This window comes from Hyphomonas sp. CACIAM 19H1 (assembly GCF_003325995.1).
Taxonomy (GTDB): Bacteria; Pseudomonadota; Alphaproteobacteria; order Caulobacterales; family Hyphomonadaceae; genus Hyphomonas; species Hyphomonas polymorpha.
The window spans coordinates 2,024,257-2,049,332 of the sequence record NZ_CP016437.1; the positions used below are offsets into that span (position 1 = coordinate 2,024,257).

Below are 25,076 nucleotides of genomic sequence, written 5' to 3' on the forward strand. Positions count from 1 at the left end.
CCACTTTTCATTTTTTCGCAAGCGCACAAATCATGGGCAAATAATTCCCTTTTCGGGACATTCCGTGGAGTAGCCAGCCGCGCGCGGGTCGCTTACAAGCCGGATCATGACTGAGGCTGTAGCAATCATCGTGGCCGGAGGCACTGGCCAGCGCGCAGGGGCCGAGCGCCCGAAACAGTGGCAAACCCTGCTGGGAAAGCGGGTGATCGACTGGTCGATCGACGCATTCTATAGCCATCCTCAGATCTCGCAGGTGGTCATCGTCGCCGGGCCGGAGCTGGGAGAATTGCCGGCTGACGGAAAAATTATTCAGGCAAAACCGGGCGATACGCGCACGCAATCGGTGCTCAGCGGGCTGGCGGCAGCGACGGTGAGCGAGGGCGCCACAGTGCTGATCCATGACGCGGCCCGCCCCGGCATCGATGCAGCGACCATCGCCAAACTGCTGGCGCGGCTGCAGGACCCGTCCGTGTCAGGGGCCGCCCCAGCGCTGCCAGTGGCGGACGCGTTGAAGTCAAATCGCGGACAAAACTGGACAAATGTGGACAGAACCGGCCTCTTCCGGGTCCAGACACCGCAAGCATTCCGCCTCGGCGAGATACGCGCCGCCCTCGCCGCTGCCGGGCCCGACCTTGTGGACGACCTCTCCGCCATCGAGGCTGCCGGGGGCACGGTTGCCATGGTGCCCGGCTCGGCCCGCCTTTCCAAGATCACCTATCCGGAGGATTTCGACATGCTGGCCCGCCTCCTCGCCCCCGCTGGCACCCCGCGTATCGGCAAGGGGTATGACGTGCATGAGTTTGAGGCGGGGGATCATGTGACTCTGTGCGGGGTGGCCATTCCCCACATCGCCAAACTCAAGGGCCATTCGGACGCCGACGCGGCCTGGCATGCGCTGACCGATGCGATCCTCGGCGCGGTGGCGCTGGGGGATATTGGCGACCATTTCCCGCCATCGGACCCGCAATGGAAGGGCGCCGAGAGCGGCATCTTCCTGAAGGAGGCCCAGAGGCTCGCCGAGGCGAAGGGATACGTGATCGCCAATTGTGACATCACGGTGATCTGTGAGGCGCCCAAGGTGAAACCGCACCGGGAGGCCATGCGGGCGCGGACAGCGGAACTGCTGGCCCTGCCGCTGGACGCCGTCAGCGTGAAGGCGACGACGACTGAGGGGCTGGGCTTTACCGGGCGGCGCGAGGGAATTGCGGCGGAGGCTGTGGCGCTGCTGGTGCCGAGGGGGTGAGGCGGTTTTGTAATGCAATCTAACATAACCGCCTTGGAGCCTAGGGAGAGGAATTCATGTCCCCCGACATAAGGGCGCTGATCGAAACCTTCACGTCAGGTGCGGACACCTCGATCACGAACGCAAATGCTTTAGAGGTCGCTCTGGATCTCGCTTACCCGGAAAATGAATACGTACAGGAAACAGTGGTGATGCTGGCCATGTACCGCCCGGGAGGCGGAGAGTTTCTATTTGATGAGGAAGCAATTTGCGGACGGCTTGCTGAAACTCTGAGATACCTTGAGGGAAAGTAGCCCTACCGCTTTAACAATATGAAGATGCCGGAAGCATGCTGTTGTCCGGAAGCAAGTGGCAGTCTTTGCGGACCAGCCCCCTCCGTCCGCTTCGCGTCCACCTCCCCCGCTACGCAGGGGAGGATAAGGGCCACGCGCTCCAATCCTCTTGTTTCGTCACGCCCGATGGCCGCAGGTCATCTGGGAGCCTAGCTCTCGCCATTGCCGCTTGATCTGACGGAGCGTTCCGGAGATGGGCCCTCAGATGCGCTGGCGCGCATCGAGGGTGACGAACACACATAGGTGGGTGCCCTGCCCTTACCTCGCGGCATTATTTTCAACGCCCCGCCTTCATGAGAGCTTCCCCGGCAAAAGAAGACCGGGAGGAAGGCATGGACGATATTCTGATCACCGAGAAGCGGGGGCATGTGACCGTGCTGACGCTGAACCGGCCTGAGGCGATGAATTCGCTCGACTATGAGCTGTATGACGCGCTGGAGCAGGCGGTGCGCACCTCGGATGCGCGGGCGATTGTGATTACGGGGTCTGGCACACGGGCGTTCTGCGCCGGGGATGATGTGAAGAAGATCCTCTCCAAGGGCGCGCCGGTGACGCCTGAGCGGGCGGCCAAGGCGAAGGAGACCGGCGGGCTGACCCCCGCGGCAGACGCCCTTCTGCATACGGATATTCCGGTGATCGCGGCGATCAATGGCTTTGCGCTTGGCTGGGGCGCGGAGCTGGCGATCATGGCGGACATGCGGGTGATGTCTGACACGGCGAAGATCGGCGAGATTTTCGTGACGCGGGGGCTTTGCTGCGACGCGCCGGGGCTGGGGCGGCTGGCGCAGCTGGTGGGCCGGGAAAAGGCGAGCGAGCTGCTGTTTACCGGGGATGTAATCGACGCGGCCGAGGCGAAGGCGATTGGGCTCGTCAGCCGGGTGGTGAAGCCTGAGGAGCTGATGCCGACGGCGCTGGCGCTGGCCGAGAAGATTGCGGCGAACCCGCCTCAGGCGGTGCGGTCGCTGAAGGCTGGCCTGCGCCGGACGCTAGACCCGGACTGGCGCGACACCGGCAAATGGGCGATCACCGAAATCCGCCGCCTGATGCAGACCGCCGACGCGAAGGAAAGCGCCGCCGCCTTCATCGAGAAGCGAAAGCCGGTCTTCACGGGCAACTGATCGGGCGCTAGACAGGGTTTCATGTTTCCAGATCGCCTTCGCAACCTCGCCATGCTGGTGCTCGACGATGCCGAGCGCGCCCGCCTGAAAATCGCCACCGCCGAAAGCTGTACCGGCGGCCTTGTCGCCGCGCTGCTGACGGAGATACCCGGCTCGTCCACCGTGGTGGAGCGGGGCTTTGTGACCTATTCCAACAAGGCCAAGGAAGAGATGCTGGGCGTGCCTGGCGATGTGCTGGCCGACTTTGGCGCCGTCTCCGAGCCGGTGGCGCGGATGATGGCGGAGGGCGCCCTTGCCAACAGCCGGGCGAACATTGCCGTCTCGATCACCGGGGTGGCCGGGCCGGGAGGCGGTACACGGATGAAACCGGTGGGCACCGTTCACCTTGCCTGCGCGCGGGAGAACCGGGCCGTGCTGCACGAGATGTTGCAACTGGGCGACATTGGCCGCGACGCGATCCGGCTGGCGGCGGTGGAAGCGGCGCTGAATTTGATCCAGGCGCAGACGCGGTAGGCTGAAATGCTGGGGTTTAACGCATCGCGCAAGGCGTTCCTTCCCGCCATTTCGTGCCCGGAACTATCCCCACTCGTCACCCTCGATGCGCGCAAGCGCATCTGAGGGCCCATCATCTGAAAATTCAGCATGCGCGTGGGGATGAGGCTGGAGATGGGCACTCAGACGGGCTGCGCCCGTCGAGTGTGACGAAGACAAGAGCGCAGGGTTTTGTTTCACGCAGCAGTTTTGGCCGGACGCAGCGGGGGCTGGCCGGTGTTTTGGGCTGAATTCGGGGGATTGTGGGTGCTAGGAGGTGTCGGCGGTGGCCGAGAGGGCGCAGGCCCCCTTCGTCAGGGCGCTGAGCGCCCTGCCACTTCCCCCGCGCGTGCGGGGGCAGAAAAGAAGTCGCGCCTTGGGGAGAAGGTCGATCGGGATCGCCGAGGACCAACTTGGATCATCCCACGCTTTGCGTGTGGGTTCTGCTGGTCTGTAGGCGGAAGGATCGGGCCTCTGGTCGCCGAGATATTCGATTCGGACCCTCCCCCACCAGCTGATGCGGATGAGCGCGCCCGTGCGGCCGGCGGCCTGGACGTGTTTTGCGGCGATCCGCATCTGCCAGACGAACACCCACCAGAAGAACGGATGCACGAGCGCGAAATACTCCGCGAGCGCTGGTTCCTTGCTGAGACGGGCGATACTCATCATGGGACGGAGGATACGCCCGGCGCGGGAGGGGGTGGACAAGGTTTGCGGGATTTATTTTTAAGGCGTTGAGGGGATTGGGGATTTTGGACGCGGAGGGGGCGGGATTTGGGGGATAGGTGTTGCGGGCCCGCTCTATCCTTCGACTTCGCTCAGGATGAGCTCAAAAAACGCTGTGCCAGAGAAGCTCATCCTGAGCGAAGTCGAAGGATGGGCGGGGTGGAAGACCCTCACCTCCAATCGCTTTGCGATGGCCTGCTCCGGGCGTTTGCAGTGCAAACGCTGGTCCTCCGCAGCCTCTCCTACTTCGCGGGAGAGGGGTTAAGGGGTGTCAAGCCGATGGAGTGGAATACCGCCGCCTCGCTTCTTCCAGGAAAGCGCTCAGGATACGGTCGACCGCCAGATCATGATTGGCGGCAGCGAGGAAGGCGATAACGGGGTTTCGGAACTCGTAATTGATTTCGAGGGACACGTCTGACGCGCCCGCGACGCTTTCGGTGATGCGCCATTCGGCGAAGAGTTTGCGGAACGGGCCGCGCACGAGGGAGGCGGTGACGCGGGCGGCGGGTTCATCGGCAACGACGCGGGTGGTGAAGCGCTCGGTGAAGCCTTTGAAGCCGACGACCACCTCTCCCAAGCATTCGTTCACGCCGGGCCCGGCGGCGCGCTGGTCCGACACGCGCAGGGCGGTGATCCACTTTATAAAGTCCGGATAGCGGGCAATATCGGAGACCAGAGCAAAGCACTGCTCCGGCCCGTAAGGCACCCGCATCGTCTTGGTGAAACGCGGCACGCCTTATGCCTTGCGGGCGGCGAGCCAGGCTTCGCGGGCGGCGCGCAGCTGGGTGAAGTCTTCCCCCGCATGGTGGCTGGAGCGCGTCAGCGGGCTGGCCGAGACCATGAGGAAGCCCTTGGCGCGGGCGATCTCTTCATAGGCCTTGAATTCTTCGGGCGGCACGAAGCGGTCAATCGCGGCATGTTTGCGCGTAGGCTGAAGATACTGGCCGATGGTGATGAAATCGACGCCAGCCGAGCGCATGTCGTCCATCACCTGCATCACCTCTTCCTTGGTTTCGCCGAGGCCGACCATGAGACCGGACTTGGTGAATTGGGAGGGATCGCGGTCCTTCACTTTCTGCAGCAGACGGAGGGAATGGAAATAGCGCGCGCCGGGGCGGATGGAGAGATAGAGGCGCGGAACGGTTTCCAGATTGTGGTTGAACACATCCGGCTTTGCATCAATGACGCGGTTTTCCCAGCCATCCTTGCGCAGGAAATCCGGCGTGAGGATTTCGATGGTCGTGTTCGGCGCGGCGGCGCGGATGGCGTTGATCGTGTTGACGAAGTGCATGGCGCCGCCGTCTTCCAGATCGTCCCGGTCCACCGAGGTGATGACGACATGGGAGAGGCCCATTTCGGCCACGGCCTCAGCCACGCGGCGGGGCTCGTCCTCATCCACGCCGGGTTTTGGCTTGCCGGTGGCGACGTTGCAGAAGGAACAGGCGCGGGTGCAGACCTCGCCCAGGATCATCATGGTGGCGTGCTTCTTGTCCCAGCACTCGCCGATATTGGGACAGCCAGCCTCCTCGCAGACGGTGACGAGGCCCTTCGACTTCACGATATTGCGCGTCTCGGCATAGCCCTCGGAGGTGGGCGCCTTGACCCGGATCCAGTCCGGCTTGCGCAGCACGGGCGTATCAGGACGCGCCTGCTTTTCGGGGTGGCGGGGACGCGGGGCGCCGGTGCGGGTGTCGATGAGGTTGGCCATGGCCGGAAAATGGCCCTTCTGCTCGATTCCATCAAGCGGAACCCTGTGCAGACGACCCATGCACCGGCGGCTGGACACTGGCAATAACTGTTGCAGATATGACGCAACATGACAGAATATTACACAAATCGGCAGAGACCGTAGCGATTCAGGGCGGAAACCTATGCAGCAATCCATCCAGCCACTGGTGCCCGCACCGCTTGACTATAAGCCGCAGCGCACCCGGACTGACGTATTCTCCGCGCTTATTCGCGCCTCGCGCGAGTTTGGCGGGAACAAGGTGATCCTTGTTGACGGGGACGAGCGGGAGCTGACCTACAAGGACATCATCAAGGGCGCCTTCGCGCTCGGCTCGGCGCTGAAGAAGGGCACGAAGAAGGGCGAGGCTGTGGCCATCATGCTGCCCTCGGGCGCCGGATCGGTGATCGCCTTCTATGCCCTGTCGGCCTATGGCCGCGTGCCCGCGATGCTGAACTTCACCGCCGGATCGAAAAACCTCAAGGCGGCGCTGAAGGCGGCCAAGGTTTCGCGGATCGTGACGGCGCACAAATTCGTGGAGCTGGGCGGGCTGGACGCACTGGTGGCCGATCTCTCCACGGTGGCAGAGATTGTCTATCTGGAGGATGTGCGGGAGACCCTGTCGCTCAGCAACAAGCTGTCGGCGGTGGCGGGGATGCTGCTGCCGGGGCTGGTGGCGGCGGGGCCGAGCCACAAGAAGCCGGGCGTGATCCTCTTTACCTCCGGCACCGAGGGCGAGCCCAAGGGCGTGGTGCTCAGCCATGAGAATGTGATGGCGAATGTCGAGCAGGTGCGCGCGCATATCGGTCTTGGTCCGGACACGGATGTTCTGTTCAATCCCTTGCCGACGTTTCACTGCTTTGGCCTGACGGTGGGCGCGATGTTGCCGCTGGTGGCGGGCATCAAGGTGCTGTTCCACCCTTCCCCGCTGCAGCCCAAGGAAATCGTGCGGCGTATCCGGGAGAGCAAGGCGACCCTTATGCTGGCGACGGATACCTTCATTTCGCAATATGCGCGCACGGCTGGCGACGGCGATCTCGACAGCATTCGCCTGGCGGTGTGCGGCGCGGAGCGCGTGAAGGACGAGACGCGCAATTATGTGCGCCGGAAGTTCAATATCGAGATCCTGGAAGGCTATGGCGTGACGGAAAGCTCGCCTGTGGCGGCCGCCAACAAATGGGAGGATAACCGTCCGGGCACGGTGGGTGTTCTGATGGCCGAGATGGAAACCAAGCTGGTGCCGGTGGACGGCATTCCCGATGGCGGGCGCCTGCACATCCGCGGGCCCAATGTGATGATGGGCTATGTGCGCGCGACCAATCCCGGCGTGATCGAGCGGCTGATCGATGGCTGGCATGACACTGGCGACATCGTGAACATCGACGAGGACGGGTTTATCCGTATCCTTGGCCGGGTGAAGCGGTTTGCCAAGATCGGCGGGGAGATGGTGTCGCTGGCGGTGGTGGAGAATTGCGCGGCTGCCGTGTGGCCGGACAATATGCACGCCGCCGTGACCCTGCCCGACCCGAAGAAGGGTGAGCAGGTGATCCTGCTGACCGATGCGCCGGGGGCGACGCGCGATCCGATCCTCACCTGGGCGCAGAACCACGGCGTTCCGGAAATTTCCGTGCCGCGCCGGGTGTTCCGTGTAGATGCCATTCCGGTACTGGGCACCGGCAAGGTGGATTATGGCGCGGTGCGGATCGAGGCCGAGCGGTTGATGAACGACTGAACTACGCCGCGTCGCTCAGCACAGCTTTGCCTTCATCCAGGAAGCCCTGGATAATCGCGGCGGTTTCGTCTGCGCGGGTGACCAGGAAGAGGTGGCCGCCGCCTTCGATCACTTCAAGGCGCGCATCCGGTAGGGCGAAGTTCAGGATGTGGCCATTGGCCAGCGGCACGATGGTATCGGCGTCGCCCATGATGACGAGCGCCGGCATCCTCAGGAAACGGATGAAAGGCAGGCTGGACCAGCCCGCGAAGGCGAGCATCTGGTAGAGATAGCCTTTGGGATCTGGCGGCATGAGACTGTCGATATGGCCACCAGCAGCGCCATCGGCGGCGTCGCCATAGAGTTTGGCGAAATTCTCGCGCATGAATTCGGGATCGGAATAGCGTCGCGTATCAACCATCTTCGACAGGGAGGCCGGGCGGCCGGGGATCATGGTGACGCCGGCCGTGGTGGCGCAGAGGATGAGGCGCTTGACGCGGCTGCGATACTGGAAGGCAAACTGCTGGGCCAGCGCGCCGCCCCAGGAAACGCCCATCACGTCCATCTCGTCGATGCCGTAACGGTCCACCAGCTTGCGAATCCAGCGGGCGAGCATCCAGTGGCGGTAAGGCCATTGGGTGACCGGGCTGCCGCCGACGCCGGGAACATCGAGGGTGAGGATTTCCCGGTCCGGGAACATGTCTCCCAGGCCGCTTGCCAGCTCCAGATTGGCGCCGATGCCGTTGAAGAAGACGAGCGGGCGGCCAGCGCCCTGCCCTTCCACCGGCCAATGGGCGACCCGCAGGAGGACGCCATCGACATCTTCCATCGTGATAAGGGGGGTGCGGACGTTCGATACCATCAGACTTACCTATTCCTGCCGGTTTCTGATTTCCATAGGCGCTCAGCAGCGGCGCAAGGTAGACCGCAGCGCATCCTGAGCGAAGTAAAAGGAAGGCTGAGACGGGCCCCGGCTCCTCCTTCGACTTCGCTCAGGATGAGCCGTCCGATGCACGGGCGCGGGGTCATTTTTGCCTATCTCTAGTCGTTGAAGACGTAGCGGCCCGGCGCTGCATAGATGGGGGGGAAGGCTTCGTTTCCAAGCTCTTTGGGTGCAGCTTTCAGCGGGCCGGAGCGCTCTTTCAGCCACTGGCCCCAGAGCGGCCACCAGGAGCCGGACTGTTCTTCGGCGCTGGCCGCCCATTCATCCGCCGTCGGCTTGATTTCCTTGCCACGGAAATACTTCGCCTTCGGATTGCCCGGCGGATTGATCAGGGACTGGAGGTGTCCGCTGGAGGAGAGGATGAATTCGACATTCTTCGAGCCGAGCAGCGCGGGCGTACGGTAACAGGCTTTCCAAGGCGTGATGTGGTCTGTGACACCGGCCACGACGAAAGCATCTGCCGTGACCTTGCTGAGGTCTGCCATATGGCCGGCCACTTCCACCTTGCCCGGATTGTCGAAGGGCTGGTTCAGGGCCACGTCGAGATAGTCCGAATGCAGAGCCGCGGGAAGATTCGTGGTGTCGTTGTTCCAGAAGAGAACGTCATAGGGCGGAGGATCTTCGCCCATAAGGTAATTGTTCACCACATAGTTCCAGATGAGGTCATTCGGGCGCATCCAGGCGAACATGCGGGCAAGATCATCGCCCTTCAGGATGCCGCGCGACTTTGAATACTTCCGTGCGATTTCGAGGCTGCCATCCGACACAATCTGGCCGATGTCGCTGTCGTCCCTCTGAGGGTTCAGCACGCAGACCATGAAGGTGAGCGAGTTGATGCGCTTGTCGCCTGCCGCTGCCAGAAGGCTGGCGAAGGTGGCGGTGGTGATGCCGCCCGAGCAGGCGCCGGAGACGTTGAGCTTTGGCGATTTGGTGATCTTGCGGACGACTTCGCTGGCCTGGATCAGGCTGTCGATATAGTCGCCAAGGCCCCAATCCTTGTGCTTTTTCGTGGGGTTGCGCCAGGAGATCACGAAGGTTTGCTGTTCCATGGCCAGCAGGAACTGGACCATTGACGTCATCGGCGTCAGGTCCATCGCGTAGAATTTGTTGATCTGTGGGGGGATGATCAGGATGGGGGTCTTGTGGACCTTCTCGGTGAGCGGGGCATACTGGATCAGCTCCAGCATCTCATTCTTCCAGACCACCTGCCCTTTCGAAATGGCGAGGTTTTCGCCGACCTTGAAGGGGCGCTTGTCGACCTGCGCGGGCAAGCCGCCATTCTTGGTGAGATCCTCATAGAGGTTTTTCATGCCCTTCAGCAGCGACAAGCCGCCGGAATCGACCACGCGCTTGGCAGCGGCGGGATTGCCCACAAGGGTGTTCGTTGGCGCGATGGCATCGGTGATCATGCCCATCACGAATTTGGCACGGGCCTGTTCCAGCTCGCCCATCTGGATCTCGTTGACCCAGTTGTGGAGGTGTTCCTGCGTGGCGAGGTAAGACTGCATGCCGCGCTTGTAGAAGGGGTTATGCTCCCAGGCGGGATCCTTGAAGCGGCGGTCTTTCTTGTCGGCCTCGCGCTTGGACTTGCCGAGAATGATTTCGGTGTTCTCGCTGGTGATCTTGCTGACCATCCTTGCGGTGGTGACCGGGTTGGTCATGGTCGAGCGCAGCATCATGGCGACAGCGCCGAGCAGTTCCTGGCGGTTGAAGCCGCCCAGCAGCGGGTTCAACGCTGCCGTATTTTCAGCCGCATTACGGGCGATTTCGTCTTTCGGTGACGTCACGTCTATTCCTCCCCAAGATCTTCCGGACTGTCACCGGGTTTCTGACCCAGCCGCCGGATTTTAACCATGATCCCTTTCTTTTCCTGAAAGAGAACACGGTGAAGTTTATGATAAAATTCGTTTCACAGTCAGTTTTCTCTGTCAAACTGCTTCACTGGCCATGAAAACGCGCGACCGTATCCTTCAGGTGAGCCTGCTTCTCTTCAATGAAGAGGGCGAGGCGCAGCTGTCTTCTGTAGATGTCGCCAATGCGCTGGAGATAAGCCCCGGCAACCTCTATTATCATTTCAAGGGCAAGGATGCGATCATCCGGGCCCTTTATGACCGGTTTGAAGAGGAGATGCGCGTTATCCTGCGCGGCTCCAGCGGGGGTGTTGCCTCGATCGAGGACAACTGGGTCTACATCTACATCCTGCTGGAAGAGATATACGACTTCCGTTTCTTCTACCGGGATCTTGCGGGGATGATGTCCCGCTACCCCGACCTGGCAGGCCGCTTCCGCGCGTTGAGTGCGGAGAAACGGGCCACCATCCAGCGCATCCTTGACGACTTGGCGCGGCTCGGCGTGATCGACATTGATCCGCGCCTGAAGCCGCCCCTGACCCAGCAGATCATCACCACACTGACCTTCTGGCTGGCCGGTGATGCCCTGGCAAAGGAAGCGCATGACGGCCCTGCCCTGATCCACAATACTGTGTTCCAGGTGATGTGCCTCATCGTGCCCTATATGGGCGCGGCGGGGCCTGCCGCGCTAAGCGGCATGATCCGTCATTTCGAGGAAACAAAGTCCTGACCCGGACGGGTTGACCTTCGCCAGCCAATGGCCCGGCACCATCCTCCCGTCTTCCCGGTTTTGGGCCGAAGGCACAAAGACCGGGATCCAGCTTTCCTGAGGCTCTGGGTCCCGGACATTGCCTGCGGCAATTCCGGGAAGACGGCGGAGAAGGCGCGCTCCTCCGCCTCTTGCCCAAAAGCGTTTAGCTGGCGAGGGCTTTTGCCTGTTTCGCCCAGTCGCCCTTCAGCACGCGGCCACGGGCGCCGATCTGAACGTCGAGCGCTTCGAGTTCGGCTTTCTTCATGGCGGCGATCTGTGCAAAGCGGGTGATGCCAGCTTCGTTCAGTTTCTTCGCCATGGCCGGGCCGACACCGGTGATCTGCGTCAGATCGTCGGCAACTTCGGCTTCGATCGGCTCCATGGCAGCCTTGACGGCCTTGGAAGCGCGGGTGGCGACGCGTTTGGCCGTCTTGGCAACGTCTGCGCCGGTTTCGGTGGCGACCGCTTCGATCTCGGCAGTGAGACGGGCGATACGCTCTTTCAGGTGCAGGTCGCTGGCCTTGGTGCGGGCCTTGGCGGTGACGCTGGCGACTTCGTCTTCCAGCTTGTCGACGCGGCGGGCGAAGGCTTCACGGGCCGTGCCGAGGCCTTTGACGCCGAGCAGGTCGCGCATGCGCTCCATGCGGGCTTCAAACTGGGTCTGAGCTTTCGACTGGAATTCGCGGGCGGTTTCGACCGCCTTGGCGACATTGCCGGAGGCTTTGGTGAAGCCTTCATTGCCAGCGAGGCGGGCGCGGACGTCGTGCTCGATTTCAGCGCCGCGCTTGACGAGATCTTCGAACACTTCGGCAGACTGCTTGTTCACGACGGTCGCGCCGGCAAGGGCGGAGTCGTAGGCTTTGCCATAGGCGCCGACGCCGGCGAGCCAGATCTTGTAGGCCATCTCGGTGGATTGGGCCTCGATTGCCTTGCCAGCGGCCTGAGCTTTGGCGCGGGCGGCAGTTTTGGTGGTCTTCTTAGCCATGAGTATCTCCCTGGCGGCTTGGTCTATGACGCCGGATGTAGGGAAAAAGTCTAGAAAGCGCATACTAATCGCGGCCCAGCGCTTGAATCCCGCTGGGGAAGCCCTCTATCCACTGGGGCAGACAATCAGAGGAGACCTCCCATGAGCGCAGTTGATTACCAGGTGGACGGCAAGACCTATGAAGGCTGGCTGGTGAAACCCGAAGGCAAGACGAACGCCCCTGTGGTGGTGATCGCCCATGCCTGGGGCGGGCTGACCGACAATGAGAAGCAGAAGGCCGCCATCGTGGCGAAAGAGTTCGGCTATGCGGCCTTCGCCATCGATGTTTACGGCAAGGGCAAGCGCGGCGAGACCGTGGAACAGTGCCAGGCGCTGATGAACCCGCTGGTGGGCGACCGGGCCGAGCTGCAGAAGCGGCTTGCGGGCGGACTGGCGGCGGCGAAAGCTCAGGACGGCGTAGACGGCGCGAAGGCAGCCGCCATCGGCTTCTGCTTTGGCGGGCTGTGCGTGCTGGACATGGCGCGGGCGAACCAGGACGTGCTGGGCGTGGCGTCCTTCCACGGCCTTTTCCGCCCGGCGGAGAATATTCCGCAGCCAAAGATCAAGGCGAAGGTTCTGATCGAGCATGGCTGGCTGGACCCGATGGCGACGCCGGAAGATTTCCTGGCGATCTCCAAGGAGTTTGCCGGCGCAGACTGGCAGGCGCATGTGCACGGCCATTCCTACCACTCGTTCACGACTGTGGGCGCCAACAACGCCGAAATGGGCACGATGTATAACGCGGACGCCGACCGGCGCAGCTTTGCCTATCTGAAGACGTTCCTGGCCGAACTCTTCGGCTGATCCTTCACCGGATAGTCCGGATACGGAAAAGGCGGAAAACCCATTTGGGCTTTCCGCCTTTTTTCTTGGCCGGTTTTTTTGGGGGGACGCCAGCGGCGGCGGTGCCCTGCCCCTAGCGTTTGCGGCGCTCGTGGCTCGGCAGGTTGCGGGTGGGCCACACATAGTCGCTGTCGAGCAGGGTTGCGTCGACCGCTTCCACGGTCAGCTCAAGCTCGCCATCACCGGCAAAGAGCAGCGTGACCTTGCCGCCCGGCGGCTCGGCGTCGGGCGCGAACTCGATGTTCAGCAGGGAGAGGATCAGCTCGGGATCGGCCTTGGTGATGCCGCGCGTTTTCACCGCCATCACGCCATCAAAGCCAAGGATGGAGCGCACGCGCTCGCCCGGCTGGCCCTTGCGGGTGGGCGCGGTTTCCCAGCGATAGCGATTGATCTCCAGGCTGAAGCGGCGGTGTTTCTGCTCGTATTTCAGGTTCCCGGCCTTCACGACCGAATCCTGCACGGCAGCCGCGATGATCTTCAGGTCTTCGGCTTCTTCGGTGAAGAGGCGGAGGGGTTTGGGGTCGGTCATCGGTTCTCCCAGCGGAACTTTGGCCTTGAATTTGTTCATTGCCGCATTCGGCGGGGAACCTCAACGGAAACATGCGGCCATGAAGCCCCTTCTCCTCCGGGAGAAGGGGTTGGGGATGAGGGGGCACAACGCCTCTACGACTCGCAATGCTTACAGGTCGCTCTCCCTCACCCCCAGCCCTTGCTCGGGAAATCGCAGTGCGATTTCTTTTCATCGCAAGCCCAAGGGAGAGGGGTGGACGTCGCGCCATGTGGAAAGATCACTCTTCTTCCCCGGACCGCCGCTCAATCCTTGCGCCGCAATTGCCCAGCTTTTCTTCCAGGCGCTCAAAGCCCCGGTCGAGGTGGTAGATGCGGTTGACGATGGTTTCGCCCTGGGCGGCGAGGCCGGCGATGACGAGGGAGACCGAGGCGCGCAAATCTGTCGCCATCACGGGCGCGCCGGTGAGCTGGGCGACACCCTTCACTACCGCTTCCTGGCCGCGCACGGTGATGTCTGCGCCGAGACGCGCCAGCTCCGGGGCGTGCATGAAGCGGTTTTCGAAGATCGTCTCGCGGATGATGCTCGTCCCGTTTGCCAGCGTCATCAGCGCCATGAACTGGGCCTGCAGGTCTGTCGGGAAGCCGGGATGGGGCTGGGTGGACAGGCTGACAGCTTTCAGCGGCGTGCCATTGCGGCGGATGCGGAGGGTGGCGGCGGCCTCATCGGCGTCGACCGTTACGCCCGCTTCGCGCAGCTTGGCGATCATCGCGCCGAGGGCAGCCACGGGCGCGCCTTCCAGCGTGACATCCCCGCCGGCGGCGGCGGCGGCCATGGCGAAGGTGCCCGCCTCGATCCTGTCCGGCATCACGGGATAGGTGGTGCCTTTCAGCGATTCGGCGCCCTTGATACGGATGATGGGCGTGCCTGCCCCGGTGATCTGCGCGCCCATAGTGTTGAGGCAGTGGGCGAGATCCTCAATCTCCGGCTCGCGCGCGGCGTTCTCCAGGATGGTTTCGCCCTTGGCCAGCGTGGCGGCGAGCATGGCATGCTCCGTCGCGCCGACGGAAACTGTGGAAAAGTTGATATGCGCGCCCTTCAGGCCGTGGATGGCGGCGGCCTTCACATAGCCCTGCTCCACCCGCAGGTCTGCGCCCATGGCTTCCAGCGCCTGGAGGTGCAGGTCCACCGGCCGCGCACCAATCGCGCAGCCACCGGGCAGCGACACCGTGGCATGGCCCGAGCGCGCCACCAGCGGCCCGAGCACATTGAAGCTCGCCCGCATCTTCCGCACCTGTTCATAGGGCGCGATGGTGGATTTCAGCTCCGCCGCGTTGAGATGGCAGGTGGACGAGCCCTTGGGCCAGTAAACCTCCACCCCCAGCGTTTCCAGCAGCTGCGCCAGGAATCGCGTGTCCGCCAGATTCGGCATGTTGGTGAATTCCACCGGCTGATCGGTCAGCAGGCAGGCGACCATGAGCTTCAGCGCCGAGTTTTTCGCGCCGGAGACGGGAATGCGGCCGCTCAGGGGGCTGCCGCCAATGATGTGAAGACGATCCATGGCGGCAGATATACCGTGCTTCGCGGCTTTGTAAGGGCCGGATTGTGAAGGGAAATGCGTTTTAGGCGCAGATTTATGGCGCCGCGTGTTCGGGCCGGGGTCTCACCCGCCAGAATCGCCGGATTTGGGTGGGGCAGCGGCCCCTTCCTTGCGCGCGGCAGCCTTGCGGCGGCGCAGATTCGCCCGCAGCGCCTCGGCCCGGCGGGCCTCGCGCTCCTGCTGTTCGGTTTTCTTCGAATTGTCTGTCATATTCAGCGGCAAAATGGTCTTTTCATATCGGCAGGCTTACGCTAAAGCCCCGGAACCCAACCGGCAATGCCGCCTTAGCTCAGGGGTAGAGCGCATCATTGGTAATGATGAGGTCGAGAGTTCAATTCTCTCAGGTGGCACCAGCCCTTCCACATTGAAATGCGAAATGCCCGGTCCTTCAGGAACCGGGCATTTGCGTTTTCAGGGGCTGTGGAATTCTTACTTCCGCACGCGGTCTGCCTTGCCGAAGGTGGCGTCCAGGCGGGCGACCAGTTTTTGCAGGGCGGAGCCCACGGCCTCTTCGGGGGTGGCGGCGCGGTCGCTGGCGGTCAGCGGATCGCCATTATAGGGCCGCGCTTCGATCACCGCTTCGATGCCGTCTGGTCCTTCGCGGCGGGTGCCGTCCGTATCGCGGACATGCACTTCGATGCGGGAGAGGCGCGGCTTGAACCGCTCCAGCCGCTCGCGGAAGCGGGTTTCGAAATGCGCTTCCATGCGCGCGTCACCGTCCACCTTGTTACCGGTATTGAACTGGAAATCCATCAGCGCACCTTCCGGCTGCGTTCGAGAACCGGGCGATGGCCTTCCGCGTCCAGCGCGCCCATGGGCGGCTCATCGGCGCGCGCTTCGTGGATCTGGCCTTCGCCAGCCGTGCGGGATTCGGGCGTCTGGGTTTCGCGCTCGCGCTCAGCCTTCTGTTTCAGCTCAAGCGCGTGGCGGGCGTGATCGGCCTGGGTTTTTTCGTCTTTTCCGGATGAACTGGAGTTGCTCATGCAGTGCCTCCCGTTTTGGCGTCATGCCGCCCTTGTGGCGGTCACTGTAAAGGCAACGCGGGAGGCGCGGCGGGGTTCCCGCGGTTACGCACGCTTCAGACGCGCTGCCTGCCAAGCAGCGGCAGCACAGCCAGCCCCACAATCAGCACGCCGAGGCCGAAGAAGGCCCCGCCCTGCACATAGAGCACCGCCGAAACCAGCATTGCCGAACTGGTGAGGATGAACAGCAGCGGCAGCAGCGGATAGAGCGGCACGCGGAAAGGCCGTTCTGCTGCAGGCTCTTTCATGCGTAGACGGATGAGCGCGGCGCCGCTGGCGATCAGGAACACCCAGTAGACCGGCGCGGTATAATCCACCAGCGTTTCAAAGCCGCGATAGGCCGCGCCAAAGCCGACGAGCAGAAGGGAGATGATGCCCTGCGCCAGAATGGCGTTGCGCGGGCTGCGGGCTTGTTCGTCCCAGCGGCCGATCCATGAGAGGGCGGGCAAGCGCGCGGCGGCGGCATAGGTGGTGCGCGCGCCCACGAGGATGGTGGCGTTGACCGAGGTGGCCGCCGCCGCGACAACGGCGAGGGCGAGGATGACGCCGGCCTTTTCCCCGAAGGCGAGGGCCATCAGGTCTGCTGCGGGGGCAGACGCGCCGGAAAGACCATCCAGCCCCAGGCCGCGCAGCATGGCCCAGGCCGTCAGCAGATAAAGCCCGGTGATGAGGACAATGGCGATCACCAGGCCGCGCACCATGCCGCGCTGGGCATCTTTCACCTCCGCCGAAAGGGTGGCCGATTCCGTCCACCCGCCAAAGGCCAGCAGCACGAAGACGAGGCCATAGCCGATGCCGCCCAGGCCGGGCATGTAGGGCGATCCCGGCGCAAGCGGCGGAGTGCCCTGAAGGGCAATCTTGACGCCGGCCGCCACCAGCACCAGAAGACCTATGATCAGTATAATGACAAGGCTGCTATCGCTCGCCTCCCCTGCAGGCCGCAATTTCAGGGCTGTGAGGCCGATGACGCTGGCGAAGGCATAGATCGCCGGGCCGTGGGGGCCGAGATCGATCACGCGGTTCATATAGTCGCCGATCACGAAACCGAGCAGCGCTATGGCGCCGGTATTGATGACTGCGAGGCGCGCCCAGGCGAAGAGGAAGGCGAAGTGCCGCCCCCAGGCCCGCTCAAGGAAATGATAGTCCCCGCCCGCATGGGGAAAGGCGGCGGCAAGTTCCGAATAGCAGAGCGCGCCCATCAGAGAGATGAGCCCGCCGGCGATCCAGAGCAGGTAGACCGCCGCTTCCGACCCCGCATTGGCCGCCACCAGCGCCGGGGATTTGAATATGCCCGCGCCCACAACCATCGCGATGGTCACTACCACGATATACCGCGTTGTCAGATTGCGGGTCGGGGAGGACGGCGCAGGCGCTGCCATTCTCAGGTCAACGCGCGGTGAAGGGCGGCCTGCCACCCTTTCAGGAGGCTCTCGCGGGCGGCGGTGTCCATGCGGGGCTCGAAGCGTTTGCCTGGCACTTCGCGGGCGGCCCAGTCTGCCGCGCTCAGCCAGCCGATCTGCATCGCCGCCGCTGCCGCTGCGCCGAGCGCCGTCATCTCGCGATAGTCGGGCCGCAGAACGGGGAGCGCGCAGATATCGGCCAGGAACTGCATCAGCCAGTCATTCCCCACCATGCCGCCATCGACGCGCAGTTCCGCAATCGGGGCGCCGTCACCAGCGAAGGCGGCGAGCAGATCGTGTGTCTGGTAGGCAACCGATTCCAGCCCTGCACGCACGAGATGTGCCGCTGTGGCCGCGCGCGTCAGCCCCGCGATGAGGCCGCGCGCCTCTGCATTCCAGTGCGGCGCGCCGAGGCCCGTGAAGGCCGGCACCATATAGACCCCGCCATTATCCTTCAGGCTGGCGGCGGCCGCTGCGCTTTCGTCCGCCCTCTGAATAAGCCCCAGATCATCGCGCAGCCATTTGATGACCGTGCCCGCATTGAAGATGGAGCCTTCCAGCGCCATCGCTGCGCCGCCCGGCAGTTCATAGCCTACCGTGCCCAGCAGGCGGTTTTCCGAGACGGGCCGCGCCGCGCCGGTATTGGCGACCAGGAAGGCACCGGTGCCGAAGGTGATCTTTGCCTGGCCGGGCTTCAGGCAGCCCTGCCCCACGAGCGCTGATTGCTGGTCTCCGAGGATCGAGGCCACCGGAATCTCCCGGCCAAACAGCGCCGCCTCGGCCATGCCGAAATCCGCCGCGCTGGGCTTCACTTCGGGCAGAAGCGACTGGGGCACGCCCATCATCGCGGCCATTGCCGGGCTCCAGCCGCCCTCCCCGCCAAGGCCCAGCCGGTAAAGCAGCGTGCGCGAGGCGTTGGTGACATCGGTGGCGTGGACCTTTCCGCCCGTCAGGCGCCAGAGCAGGAAGCTGTCGATTGTGCCGAAGGCGAGGTCTCCAGCCTCTGCCCTTTCCCGCGCGCCGGGCACATTGCTCAGTACCCAGTTGATCTTGGTGCCGGAGAAGTAGGGGTCCAGCAGCAGGCCGGTTTCGGCCTGAACATCGGCTTCATAGCCTTTCTCTTTCAGCCCGTCGCAGAAGGCCGCCGTGCGCCGGTCCTGCCAGATGATGGCCGGGGCGAGCGGCTTGCCGGTCTTCCGGTCCCAGACGAGCGTGGTTTCCCGCTGATTGGTGATGCCGATGGCGGCGATGCGCGCCGCCCCGCCCGCCTTGGCGATCACCGCGCGGCAGACCGACAGCGTGCGCGTCCAGATCTCCTCGCCATCCTGCTCCACCCAGCCATCCTGGGGATAGCCGAGCGCCACCTCTTCCTGGGCGAGGGCCACCTCGCGGAAATCGCGGTCATACACGATGGCCCGTGTGGAGGTCGTGCCCTCATCCATGACGAGAATAAAATCGCTCATTCGCCCTGCCTTTTTTGAGCAAAGCCTAGCACCCAGCCAGCCACCCGCAAGCGAGTCGTTTGAGTGCCGCTTTTAATACACAGCACACGAGTAACCTGGCGGCCGACGACAAACGCCCGGGAATACAGCTGCACTGCTTTGCGATTGCAGAATTTTCTTGAGAGCGTGCGGTTGCCTGTGCTCTATAAAATCCATCAGAAAGAGAATCAGTTCTGATTTCATCTGTCAAAATCTAATTGAGGCATAAAATAAGGGCGCGGTCGCAGTAGAGTTTGCCGGACGAAACTTCTTCATTGCTGAAGCAGATGGCCGGGATCAGGTCGCCAATGCCATTCGCACTGGCGCGTATGAGTCGCCCCTGCCTATACTCGTCATTGAAATGATGGCCCGACTGGACGGGGCATTTCTGGATGTCGGCGCCAACACCGGACTCTACACAGTGCTCGCGGCCAGCGCGCGAAATGACTGCATTGTCCACGCCTTTGAACCTTACGAGCCCATCATCAGGGTATTTGAGGATAACGTACTCGCCAATCAAATTCAGGACCGTGTCCGGCTGCACGAAGTCGCGCTGAGTGATGAACGGGGAGAAGTCACGCTGTATCTGCCTGACGCCAGCCATGGAATGCTCGAAACAAGCGCCTCGCTGGAACCCGAATGGGGCGATGGCCCCAAGAGCAAAATCCAGATTGAGCGGATACCACTCGACGATATCGAGCTGCCGAAAATTTCCCTCGTCAAAGCGGACATTGAAGGACACGAAGCCACCTTCCTGGCCGGCGCCATGAAGATGGTGCAGAAAGATCGGCCTATCATCCTGATCGAGATTCTTCACATCGCAAATTTCGAAAAGCTTGCACAGTTTCTGGCAGACAGCGGCTATCTGGATTTCCGCCTGAGACCGGATATGGCCATTCAGAGCTTCTATCCCGCCTTTGATCCACAAAGCTGGAACCACGCATTCGTGCCACCAGAAAAACTTCCATTTTTCATGGAAGTCTGCGAAGCGAGCAAGCTTGAGGTCGTCACTCCCCTCACTCTTCCAGAACCGGAAAAGAAATCTTTCTGGGCCCGTTTGTTTGGAAATTGATGCGTAGCGCTTAAGGCACCGGCACGCCCACGGCGCAGGATATGACCCCTCGCCAAGCACACCCAACCATCCTGCGGATAGCGCAGCGCTACGCGTTTCTGGGCGAGAATGACGTCTCGCGTTTCCCTGCTGTTCACGCGCTGGTTTAGACTGTCAGCCCCGCCGCTTCCAGCAGCGACGCGAATTGCAGCGTGGCGCGGTCTCCATAGGGCGCGCCGATCAGCTGGAAACCGATGGGCAGGCCGCCGGCGCTCTTGGCGACGGGCACACAGGTTGAGGGCAGACCGGCGAACGTAGCAATCGCGGCCCAGGCAAGCTGCGAGCCATAGGGCAGCACTGCCCTATCAATGTCTATGGTCCGCTTGCTCCAGTCCGGTTCTTCCTTGTGCGGAAAGGCGGGCGTGGAGAAGGCCGGCGAGAGGAGAATGTCCACACCCTCGAAGAAGGCGGCCCATTGCCGGGTGATGGCGAGTTGATAGTCCTGAAGGTTCATCCAGTCATGCGCGCTGATCGGCGCCGCTGCCGGGTCTCCGCGCGAAATCACAGTCATCAGCATGCGCACATAGGTAGGCACCATTTCAGCGAGGTCTGGCATACCGGCCGTTTCCTCGCTCACGGTCACGCCTTCTGCGCGCAGCGCGCTCACCAGCCCCGCAAGCCCCGCGCGCGTATCCCCGTCTACCGGCACGCCCGGCATTTCGGCAATCACGCGCACGCGGAAATCCTTGAGCCTTCCGGCCCGCGCTTCCGGCAGGTCCAGCCGGTATCCACTGCCTTCTTCAGGCCCGGCGATCACATCCAGCGCCGCCACAAGATCGCCTACGTTCCGCGCCATCGGCCCGACCACGGCGAGGGGCGCATCACCCCCATCCGTCCCGGGGAAAAGATGCCCGCGCTGGGGCACGATGCCATAGCTGGGCTTGTGCCCGAACACGCCGCACATATGCGCCGGAAAGCGGATGGAGCCGCCAATGTCCGATCCGATCTCCAGCGGCACCATTCCGGTGGCCAGCGCCGCCGCCGCCCCGCCGGAGGAGCCGCCGGGCGAGCGGGCATGGTCAAACGGGTTTACCGTGCGCCCATAGATGGGGTTAACGCTCTGCCAGTCTCCCAAGGCCACGGGCACATTCGTCTTTCCAAGGATGATCGCGCCTTCCGCCTTCAGGCGCTCAACCACCACAGCGTCCCGCGCCGCGTTCAGATCCTTGAACTGCTCAAAGCCCCAGGTGGAGGACAGGCCCGCCACGTCATTGGATTCCTTCACAGTCATCGGCACGCCCAGGAAGCGGCGCGGATCGCCGGGCTTGCGGCTGGCGTCCAGCGCTTTTGCCGCCGCCCGCGCCCGCTCGAAATCGCGCACCACTACGGCGTTGATGGCCCCGTCCACGGCCTCGATGCGCGCGATGGCCGCCTCGGCCGCCTCCAGCGCGGAAATCTCTCCGGCGCGCACGGCCTCTGCCGTTTCCAGCGCGCCCGCTTTTGCGAGATCGGAACTCGTCTTTGCGGCCATATCGTCCTCCCTGTTGCGGGCGAGCCTAGCACGGGGGCAGAGAAGCTCAACGCATATGCCCGCTTGCGCGGCGCATCTGAAACATATACGAACCATATATATTCCAGATAGTGAGGCCACCATGGGCATCGTGAATATAGAAGACGATCTGCACGATCAGGTGCGCAAGGCGAGCGCGGTTTCCTGCCGCTCGATCAATGCGCAGGCCGCCTGGTGGATCCGCATCGGCAAGCTGGCCGAGATGAACCCCACCCTTTCCTTCAACGAGATCGTGCAGCGGGAGATGGCGGCTGCCGGCGTCACGCCTGATCCCCTGCGCGCGCACGCGGCATGATCAAGAGCGCAGAAGAACTGGCGCTGATGGCGGAGTCGGGGCGCCTGCTCGCCTCGGTGTTCGGGCTGATCGACCAGATGTCTCTGATTGGCATGAATACGCTGGAGGTGAACGACCGGGTGGAGCGCTTCATCCGCGAAGATCTCAAATCCCGCCCCGCCAGCCTTGGCCAGTATGGCTTTGAATACGTTCTTAATTCATCCGTGAACGATGTGATCTGCCACGGCATTCCTTCCGCAAAGGATATCCTGCGCGAGGGCGACATCGTGAACTTTGACATCACGCTGGAGAAGAATGGCTATATCGCCGACTCCAGCAAGACCTACATGATCGGCACCGTGGCCACGCCCGCCCGCCGCCTGGTGCGCACCACTTATGAAGCCATGTGGAAGGGCATCCGCGCCGTCCGCCCCGGCGCCACGCTGGGCGACGTTGGCCACGCCATCGAGCGCCATGCGAAGCAGGCCGGATACACGATTGTCCGCGACTATTGCGGCCACGGCATCGGCCGCGAAATGCATGAGGAGCCCTCGGTGCTCCACTTCGGCAAGCCCGGCACCGGCCTCCGCCTGCGCCCCGGCATGACCTTCACGATCGAGCCGATGGTCAATGAAGGCAAACGCAGTTCGTACACAGAAGAGGATGGCTGGACCGTGCGCACCGAAGACGGAAAACTTTCGGCGCAGTTCGAGCATACGGTGGCTGTGACAGAGCGCGGGGTGGATGTGCTGACGCTGAGGCCGGAAGAGGCGCATCTGGTGAGGGAAGCGGCCCGTAGGGCGGGTTAGCCGAAGGCGTAACCCGCCACACTCACAACGCCGACCTCGTCACTCTCGACCGGCGCAGCCGGTCTGAGAGCCTATCTCCTGCGCTCTCCCGTTCACCACAGCAGAGAGCGCGAGATGGGCTCAGATGGCCTTTGGCCATAGAGTGTGACGATAGAAGGGAGGCGCAGGAGAAATCTCCCTCACCGCCCCTTCACCCCCCGATCCCCGAACCACCAAAGCGTGGCTGCGGTCGCCGCGAAGGTGGCGGTTTCGACGATGCCCATGCGGGCTTCGGCGCTGGCGCCGAGATAGACGAGGCCGGTGATGATCCAGAGCAGCAGGGTGAGCAGCGGCCGGGTCAGCGCGCGGACGGCGTTCACCCAGCGATAGCTGTCTCCGATCGCGGCTTCGGCTTCCATCGAGGCGGCGAGGCCGCGCCAGGCGCCGGCAGCGTCGGCGAGCTTGATCTGCGCTTCTGTGGCCGCGGCCATCTCGCGCATCCGCGCTTCCTGCATCGCGGCGTCATGGGCCCAGCGGGCGCGTTCCTGGGTGTTGTCCTGCCGCCGCTCGATCAGCCCTGCCACGCGGCCGATGACCGTGCCCACGAGGCCGAACACGCCGCCGCCCGCTGCGCTCGCCGCCAATCCGATGATGTCGCTCATGACAGATCCTCCGCCCCCGGATAGGTCCAGCGCGCCGGCGTCTCCCGCCGGTCCAGATGCAGGAAGGATTTGGCAATGCCGATGCCAGTGAAGCCGAGGCGCTCTGCCGCCGCCACTATCGCCCGCCGGTCATGCTTCTGAAACGCAATGTCCACCGCAATGCGCCGGTGCTGGGAATTCGGCACGCCGCCGACCACGGCATTCCAGATGGCGCAGCGATGACCGGAATTGATCTTCAGGGGACGGCCCATTTCGGCGCGCAGGGCTTCGAGCGCGTCGAGAAAGGCTGCGTCATGCCAGTAAGCGCCCCGGCAGCCGCGCCCGCCGCACCGGCAGGCAAGCTCCTGAGGGGTGAAGTGGGGCCAGCGCCCGCCAGCGCGCGAAACGTCTCTGTAAGATGCGTATAACATGGGGCGAAGTGTGCCCCCGCGCCCTACCCCGGCGAATTCGAAGGGGCCGATTTCCTGTGACCGTCGCAGGAAGCGTGTTGGACAGGGCCAGCGCTGTACCCCAGCGGCGCGGCGCAGATCTGTCCGGGCCTGTCCGGAATTGTCCTCAAAAAGTCACGCCCTGTCATGGGGATGACAGGGCGCTGCTGTTTGCGGGAAGGGAAGCGCGGCTTACTCGGCAGGCACCGGCGAGGTGCGCGAGAAAGCCCGGCCCTTGGCCAGCGCCGCGCGGGCATCGTTATACTCGCACTCCAGCTGGTCGACATAATCGCTGACAGGGCCACGCTTTTTCACCGCGCCAATACCCTGGCCACAGCCCCAGATGTCCTTCCAGGCCTTGGCCTCGGTGTTGCCGCCGGAACCGAAGTTCATCTTGGAGGGATCGCTTTCCGGCAGATTGTCCGGATCCAACCCAGCCGCCACGATGGACGGGCGCAGATAGTTACCATGCACGCCGGTGAAGAGGTTTGAATAGACGATGTCTTCGGCGCCATAATTCACGATGGCATCCTTGTAGCCTTCCATCGCGTTGGCTTCGTCGCAGGCGATGAAGGCCGAGCCCATATAGGCAAAGTCTGCGCCCATCGCGAGAGCAGCGGCAATGGCCCCGCCATTTGCGATGGAGCCCGACAGCGCCAGCGGGCCATCAAAGAATTCGCGGATTTCCTGAATCAGCGCGAAGGGCGAGAGCACGCCGGCATGGCCACCCGCGCCGGTGCAGACGGCGATGAGGCCATCGGCGCCCTTTTCCAACGCCTTCTTCGCAAAGCGCGTGTCGATCACATCATGCATGACGATGCCGCCATAGGAATGGATGGCGTCGTTCACATCCTGACGCGCGCCCAGCGAGGTGATCACGAACGGCACCTTGTATTTGACGCAGGCTTCCATGTCGTGGTCGAGGCGGTTGTTAGTCTTGTGGACGATCTGGTTAACCGCGAAGGGCGCAGCCGGGCGGTCCGGATGCTTGATATTGTGCTCGCCAAGCTCGTTTGTGATCTGGTCCAGCCATTCATGCAGTACAGGGCCGGGCCGCGCATTCAGCGCCGGGAAGCTGCCGACGATGCCGGCCTTGCACTGGGCGATGACCAGTTCCGGTCCGGAAATGATGAAGAGCGGCGATGCGATCACCGGCAGGCGCATCTTGTTGAAAATAGGCGGCACGGCCATCGGTTGTTTTCTCCCACGATAGTTCTGGGAAGGAACTTATATGTGCGGAAGGTCGCGGCAAGCATGACCTTGAGGAAGGCCAGGAGAGCCTTGATTTCCGGCTGTAAAATCCGCTCCGCAGGCCCGAATTTCCATATCAATCCGATATGGGACGCAATTTTCGGGGTCAAATCACATGCAATTGTCGCACTCAGCTTAACGCTCGTTCAGGGCGCTGGCGATTCGCCGCTCCTCCGGATTGCCGGCACCTGGCAAAAAGCCACCCCGGCCCTTTCGGGTCAGGAGTGGTCAAGGCGGAGCTCA

Annotated in this window: 27 protein-coding genes and 1 tRNA gene; 11 read left to right on the forward strand and 17 right to left on the reverse strand. The window is 63.1% G+C overall.

Going from position 1 to position 25,076, the window contains the following annotated elements; genetic code table 11:
• The first annotated feature begins 106 nt into the window (after positions 1-106).
• The 4 genes from BBF93_RS09485 to BBF93_RS09500 all read left to right on the forward strand — a co-directional run bounded on the left by BBF93_RS09485 (position 107) and on the right by BBF93_RS09500 (position 3,206).
• The gene (locus BBF93_RS09485; RefSeq protein ID WP_114105737.1) at positions 107-1,243 is read left to right on the forward strand and encodes a bifunctional 2-C-methyl-D-erythritol 4-phosphate cytidylyltransferase/2-C-methyl-D-erythritol 2,4-cyclodiphosphate synthase; all 1,137 of its coding nucleotides are present in this window, start codon (positions 107-109) and stop codon (positions 1,241-1,243) included.
• Between the two features lie 56 nt (positions 1,244-1,299).
• Entirely contained in the window at positions 1,300-1,536 is a 237-nt protein-coding gene (locus BBF93_RS09490) for a hypothetical protein (RefSeq protein ID WP_114105738.1), read from the forward strand.
• Between the two features lie 371 nt (positions 1,537-1,907).
• Positions 1,908-2,693: an enoyl-CoA hydratase/isomerase family protein gene (locus BBF93_RS09495; protein ID WP_114105739.1), complete on the forward strand. Its 786-nt coding sequence runs from the start codon at positions 1,908-1,910 to the stop codon at positions 2,691-2,693.
• Between the two features lie 21 nt (positions 2,694-2,714).
• Positions 2,715-3,206: a CinA family protein gene (locus BBF93_RS09500; protein WP_035597015.1), complete on the forward strand. Its 492-nt coding sequence runs from the start codon at positions 2,715-2,717 to the stop codon at positions 3,204-3,206.
• A gap of 288 nt (positions 3,207-3,494) precedes the next feature.
• On the opposite strand, the gene BBF93_RS09505 is transcribed toward BBF93_RS09500, so the two are convergent.
• From BBF93_RS09505 to lipA, 3 genes are all read right to left on the reverse strand, one after another.
• Complete coding sequence (locus tag BBF93_RS09505; protein WP_114105740.1) at positions 3,495-3,893, reverse strand: hypothetical protein; 399 nt, start codon at positions 3,891-3,893, stop codon at positions 3,495-3,497.
• Positions 3,894-4,221: 328 nt separating this feature from the next.
• Positions 4,222-4,683 carry a type II toxin-antitoxin system RatA family toxin gene (locus BBF93_RS09510; RefSeq protein ID WP_051612460.1) on the reverse strand — a complete coding sequence of 154 codons (462 nt, stop codon included), beginning with the start codon at positions 4,681-4,683 and terminating at the stop codon, positions 4,222-4,224.
• Positions 4,684-4,686: 3 nt separating this feature from the next.
• On the reverse strand, positions 4,687-5,658 hold the full coding sequence (gene lipA, locus BBF93_RS09515; RefSeq protein WP_114107042.1) for a lipoyl synthase: 972 nt from the start codon (positions 5,656-5,658) through the stop codon (positions 4,687-4,689).
• A gap of 163 nt (positions 5,659-5,821) precedes the next feature.
• Here lipA and BBF93_RS09520 point away from each other — a divergent pair, with 163 nt between their 5' ends.
• Positions 5,822-7,408: an AMP-binding protein gene (locus tag BBF93_RS09520; protein WP_114105741.1), complete on the forward strand. Its 1,587-nt coding sequence runs from the start codon at positions 5,822-5,824 to the stop codon at positions 7,406-7,408.
• Between the two features lies 1 nt (position 7,409).
• Here the strand turns inward: BBF93_RS09520 and BBF93_RS09525 are convergent, their stop codons facing one another.
• Both BBF93_RS09525 and BBF93_RS09530 read right to left on the reverse strand, forming a co-directional pair.
• A complete protein-coding gene (locus BBF93_RS09525) occupies positions 7,410-8,249 on the reverse strand; it encodes an alpha/beta fold hydrolase (protein WP_114105742.1) in 840 nt (279 codons plus the stop codon).
• A gap of 179 nt (positions 8,250-8,428) precedes the next feature.
• On the reverse strand, positions 8,429-10,117 hold the full coding sequence (locus tag BBF93_RS09530; protein ID WP_114105743.1) for an alpha/beta fold hydrolase: 1,689 nt from the start codon (positions 10,115-10,117) through the stop codon (positions 8,429-8,431).
• A 160-nt stretch (positions 10,118-10,277) separates the two neighbouring features.
• Between BBF93_RS09530 and BBF93_RS09535 the strand changes: the two genes are divergently transcribed.
• Positions 10,278-10,910, forward strand: a complete 633-nt coding sequence (locus BBF93_RS09535; RefSeq protein ID WP_051612458.1) for a TetR/AcrR family transcriptional regulator — start codon at positions 10,278-10,280, stop codon at positions 10,908-10,910.
• A 184-nt stretch (positions 10,911-11,094) separates the two neighbouring features.
• Here the strand turns inward: BBF93_RS09535 and BBF93_RS19805 are convergent, their stop codons facing one another.
• A complete protein-coding gene (locus tag BBF93_RS19805; protein WP_162786493.1) occupies positions 11,095-11,916 on the reverse strand; it encodes a phasin family protein in 822 nt (273 codons plus the stop codon).
• Positions 11,917-12,057: 141 nt separating this feature from the next.
• Here BBF93_RS19805 and BBF93_RS09545 point away from each other — a divergent pair, with 141 nt between their 5' ends.
• Entirely contained in the window at positions 12,058-12,759 is a 702-nt protein-coding gene (locus BBF93_RS09545) for a dienelactone hydrolase family protein (protein ID WP_114105745.1), read from the forward strand.
• Positions 12,760-12,871: 112 nt separating this feature from the next.
• Here BBF93_RS09545 and BBF93_RS09550 read toward each other — a convergent pair whose 3' ends face one another.
• From BBF93_RS09550 to BBF93_RS19680, 3 genes are all read right to left on the reverse strand, one after another.
• Positions 12,872-13,366 carry a DUF2948 family protein gene (locus BBF93_RS09550; protein ID WP_084324240.1) on the reverse strand — a complete coding sequence of 165 codons (495 nt, stop codon included), beginning with the start codon at positions 13,364-13,366 and terminating at the stop codon, positions 12,872-12,874.
• A 220-nt stretch (positions 13,367-13,586) separates the two neighbouring features.
• Positions 13,587-14,867 carry a UDP-N-acetylglucosamine 1-carboxyvinyltransferase gene (murA, locus tag BBF93_RS09555; RefSeq protein ID WP_035596998.1) on the reverse strand — a complete coding sequence of 427 codons (1,281 nt, stop codon included), beginning with the start codon at positions 14,865-14,867 and terminating at the stop codon, positions 13,587-13,589.
• Between the two features lie 102 nt (positions 14,868-14,969).
• Positions 14,970-15,116, reverse strand: a complete 147-nt coding sequence (locus tag BBF93_RS19680) for a hypothetical protein (RefSeq protein WP_199285906.1) — start codon at positions 15,114-15,116, stop codon at positions 14,970-14,972.
• 68 nt (positions 15,117-15,184) lie between these two features.
• On the opposite strand from BBF93_RS19680, the gene BBF93_RS09560 reads away from it, so the two are divergent.
• Positions 15,185-15,259: transfer RNA gene (locus BBF93_RS09560), tRNA-Thr, on the forward strand.
• Between the two features lie 76 nt (positions 15,260-15,335).
• Here BBF93_RS09560 and BBF93_RS09565 read toward each other — a convergent pair.
• From BBF93_RS09565 to glpK, 4 genes are all read right to left on the reverse strand, one after another.
• Positions 15,336-15,659, reverse strand: coding sequence for an HPF/RaiA family ribosome-associated protein (locus tag BBF93_RS09565; RefSeq protein WP_035596995.1), 324 nt, complete (start codon positions 15,657-15,659; stop codon positions 15,336-15,338).
• Positions 15,659-15,889, reverse strand: coding sequence for a hypothetical protein (locus tag BBF93_RS09570; protein WP_035596992.1), 231 nt, complete (start codon positions 15,887-15,889; stop codon positions 15,659-15,661). The genes BBF93_RS09565 and BBF93_RS09570 overlap by 1 nt, the downstream gene beginning before the upstream one ends.
• Positions 15,890-15,984: 95 nt before the next feature.
• Positions 15,985-17,307, reverse strand: a complete 1,323-nt coding sequence (locus tag BBF93_RS09575) for an APC family permease (protein ID WP_035596989.1) — start codon at positions 17,305-17,307, stop codon at positions 15,985-15,987.
• A gap of 2 nt (positions 17,308-17,309) precedes the next feature.
• The gene (gene glpK, locus BBF93_RS09580) at positions 17,310-18,791 is read right to left on the reverse strand and encodes a glycerol kinase GlpK (protein ID WP_114105746.1); all 1,482 of its coding nucleotides are present in this window, start codon (positions 18,789-18,791) and stop codon (positions 17,310-17,312) included.
• A 379-nt stretch (positions 18,792-19,170) separates the two neighbouring features.
• Between glpK and BBF93_RS09585 the strand changes: the two genes are divergently transcribed.
• A complete protein-coding gene (locus BBF93_RS09585) occupies positions 19,171-19,881 on the forward strand; it encodes an FkbM family methyltransferase (protein ID WP_084324239.1) in 711 nt (236 codons plus the stop codon).
• A gap of 145 nt (positions 19,882-20,026) precedes the next feature.
• Here BBF93_RS09585 and BBF93_RS09590 read toward each other — a convergent pair whose 3' ends face one another.
• Positions 20,027-21,391, reverse strand: coding sequence for an amidase family protein (locus tag BBF93_RS09590; RefSeq protein WP_114105747.1), 1,365 nt, complete (start codon positions 21,389-21,391; stop codon positions 20,027-20,029).
• Between the two features lie 121 nt (positions 21,392-21,512).
• Between BBF93_RS09590 and BBF93_RS09595 the strand changes: the two genes are divergently transcribed.
• A complete protein-coding gene (locus tag BBF93_RS09595; RefSeq protein ID WP_035596984.1) occupies positions 21,513-21,725 on the forward strand; it encodes a ParD-like family protein in 213 nt (70 codons plus the stop codon).
• Positions 21,722-22,513, forward strand: a complete 792-nt coding sequence (gene map / locus BBF93_RS09600) for a type I methionyl aminopeptidase (protein ID WP_114105748.1) — start codon at positions 21,722-21,724, stop codon at positions 22,511-22,513. The genes BBF93_RS09595 and map overlap by 4 nt, the downstream gene beginning before the upstream one ends.
• A 179-nt stretch (positions 22,514-22,692) precedes the next feature.
• Here the strand turns inward: map and BBF93_RS09605 are convergent, their stop codons facing one another.
• The 3 genes from BBF93_RS09605 to BBF93_RS09615 all read right to left on the reverse strand — a co-directional run bounded on the left by BBF93_RS09605 (position 22,693) and on the right by BBF93_RS09615 (position 24,773).
• A complete protein-coding gene (locus BBF93_RS09605) occupies positions 22,693-23,154 on the reverse strand; it encodes a hypothetical protein (RefSeq protein ID WP_114105749.1) in 462 nt (153 codons plus the stop codon).
• The gene (locus BBF93_RS09610; protein WP_114105750.1) at positions 23,151-23,564 is read right to left on the reverse strand and encodes a D-Ala-D-Ala carboxypeptidase family metallohydrolase; all 414 of its coding nucleotides are present in this window, start codon (positions 23,562-23,564) and stop codon (positions 23,151-23,153) included. The genes BBF93_RS09605 and BBF93_RS09610 overlap by 4 nt, the downstream gene beginning before the upstream one ends.
• A 210-nt stretch (positions 23,565-23,774) precedes the next feature.
• Positions 23,775-24,773, reverse strand: a complete 999-nt coding sequence (locus BBF93_RS09615; protein ID WP_114105751.1) for a nitronate monooxygenase family protein — start codon at positions 24,771-24,773, stop codon at positions 23,775-23,777.
• Between the last annotated feature and the right edge of the window lie 303 nt (positions 24,774-25,076).

Excerpts from the sequence above, each read along its gene's own strand:
- BBF93_RS19805 (WP_162786493.1), bottom strand. The coding sequence starts at position 11,916 with ATGGCTAAGAAGACCACCAAAACTGCCGCCCGCGCCAAAGCTCAGGCC.
- BBF93_RS09605 (WP_114105749.1), bottom strand. The coding sequence starts at position 23,154 with ATGAGCGACATCATCGGATTGGCGGCGAGCGCAGCGGGCGGCGGCGTG.
- lipA (WP_114107042.1), bottom strand. The coding sequence starts at position 5,658 with ATGGCCAACCTCATCGACACCCGCACCGGCGCCCCGCGTCCCCGCCAC.
- BBF93_RS09525 (WP_114105742.1), bottom strand. The coding sequence starts at position 8,249 with ATGGTATCGAACGTCCGCACCCCCCTTATCACGATGGAAGATGTCGAT.
- BBF93_RS09575 (WP_035596989.1), bottom strand. The coding sequence starts at position 17,307 with ATGGCAGCGCCTGCGCCGTCCTCCCCGACCCGCAATCTGACAACGCGG.
- BBF93_RS09505 (WP_114105740.1), bottom strand. The coding sequence starts at position 3,893 with ATGATGAGTATCGCCCGTCTCAGCAAGGAACCAGCGCTCGCGGAGTAT.
- BBF93_RS09485 (WP_114105737.1), top strand. The coding sequence starts at position 107 with ATGACTGAGGCTGTAGCAATCATCGTGGCCGGAGGCACTGGCCAGCGC.
- BBF93_RS09585 (WP_084324239.1), top strand. The coding sequence starts at position 19,171 with ATGATGGCCCGACTGGACGGGGCATTTCTGGATGTCGGCGCCAACACC.
- BBF93_RS09550 (WP_084324240.1), bottom strand. The coding sequence starts at position 13,366 with ATGAACAAATTCAAGGCCAAAGTTCCGCTGGGAGAACCGATGACCGAC.
- BBF93_RS09615 (WP_114105751.1), bottom strand. The coding sequence starts at position 24,773 with ATGGCCGTGCCGCCTATTTTCAACAAGATGCGCCTGCCGGTGATCGCA.
- BBF93_RS09595 (WP_035596984.1), top strand. The coding sequence starts at position 21,513 with ATGGGCATCGTGAATATAGAAGACGATCTGCACGATCAGGTGCGCAAG.
- map (WP_114105748.1), top strand. The coding sequence starts at position 21,722 with ATGATCAAGAGCGCAGAAGAACTGGCGCTGATGGCGGAGTCGGGGCGC.
- BBF93_RS09570 (WP_035596992.1), bottom strand. The coding sequence starts at position 15,889 with ATGAGCAACTCCAGTTCATCCGGAAAAGACGAAAAAACCCAGGCCGAT.
- BBF93_RS09490 (WP_114105738.1), top strand. The coding sequence starts at position 1,300 with ATGTCCCCCGACATAAGGGCGCTGATCGAAACCTTCACGTCAGGTGCG.
- BBF93_RS09590 (WP_114105747.1), bottom strand. The coding sequence starts at position 21,391 with ATGGCCGCAAAGACGAGTTCCGATCTCGCAAAAGCGGGCGCGCTGGAA.
- BBF93_RS09610 (WP_114105750.1), bottom strand. The coding sequence starts at position 23,564 with ATGTTATACGCATCTTACAGAGACGTTTCGCGCGCTGGCGGGCGCTGG.
- glpK (WP_114105746.1), bottom strand. The coding sequence starts at position 18,791 with ATGAGCGATTTTATTCTCGTCATGGATGAGGGCACGACCTCCACACGG.
- BBF93_RS09520 (WP_114105741.1), top strand. The coding sequence starts at position 5,822 with ATGCAGCAATCCATCCAGCCACTGGTGCCCGCACCGCTTGACTATAAG.
- BBF93_RS09500 (WP_035597015.1), top strand. The coding sequence starts at position 2,715 with ATGTTTCCAGATCGCCTTCGCAACCTCGCCATGCTGGTGCTCGACGAT.
- BBF93_RS09545 (WP_114105745.1), top strand. The coding sequence starts at position 12,058 with ATGAGCGCAGTTGATTACCAGGTGGACGGCAAGACCTATGAAGGCTGG.
- BBF93_RS19680 (WP_199285906.1), bottom strand. The coding sequence starts at position 15,116 with ATGACAGACAATTCGAAGAAAACCGAACAGCAGGAGCGCGAGGCCCGC.
- BBF93_RS09535 (WP_051612458.1), top strand. The coding sequence starts at position 10,278 with ATGAAAACGCGCGACCGTATCCTTCAGGTGAGCCTGCTTCTCTTCAAT.
- BBF93_RS09495 (WP_114105739.1), top strand. The coding sequence starts at position 1,908 with ATGGACGATATTCTGATCACCGAGAAGCGGGGGCATGTGACCGTGCTG.
- BBF93_RS09565 (WP_035596995.1), bottom strand. The coding sequence starts at position 15,659 with ATGGATTTCCAGTTCAATACCGGTAACAAGGTGGACGGTGACGCGCGC.
- murA (WP_035596998.1), bottom strand. The coding sequence starts at position 14,867 with ATGGATCGTCTTCACATCATTGGCGGCAGCCCCCTGAGCGGCCGCATT.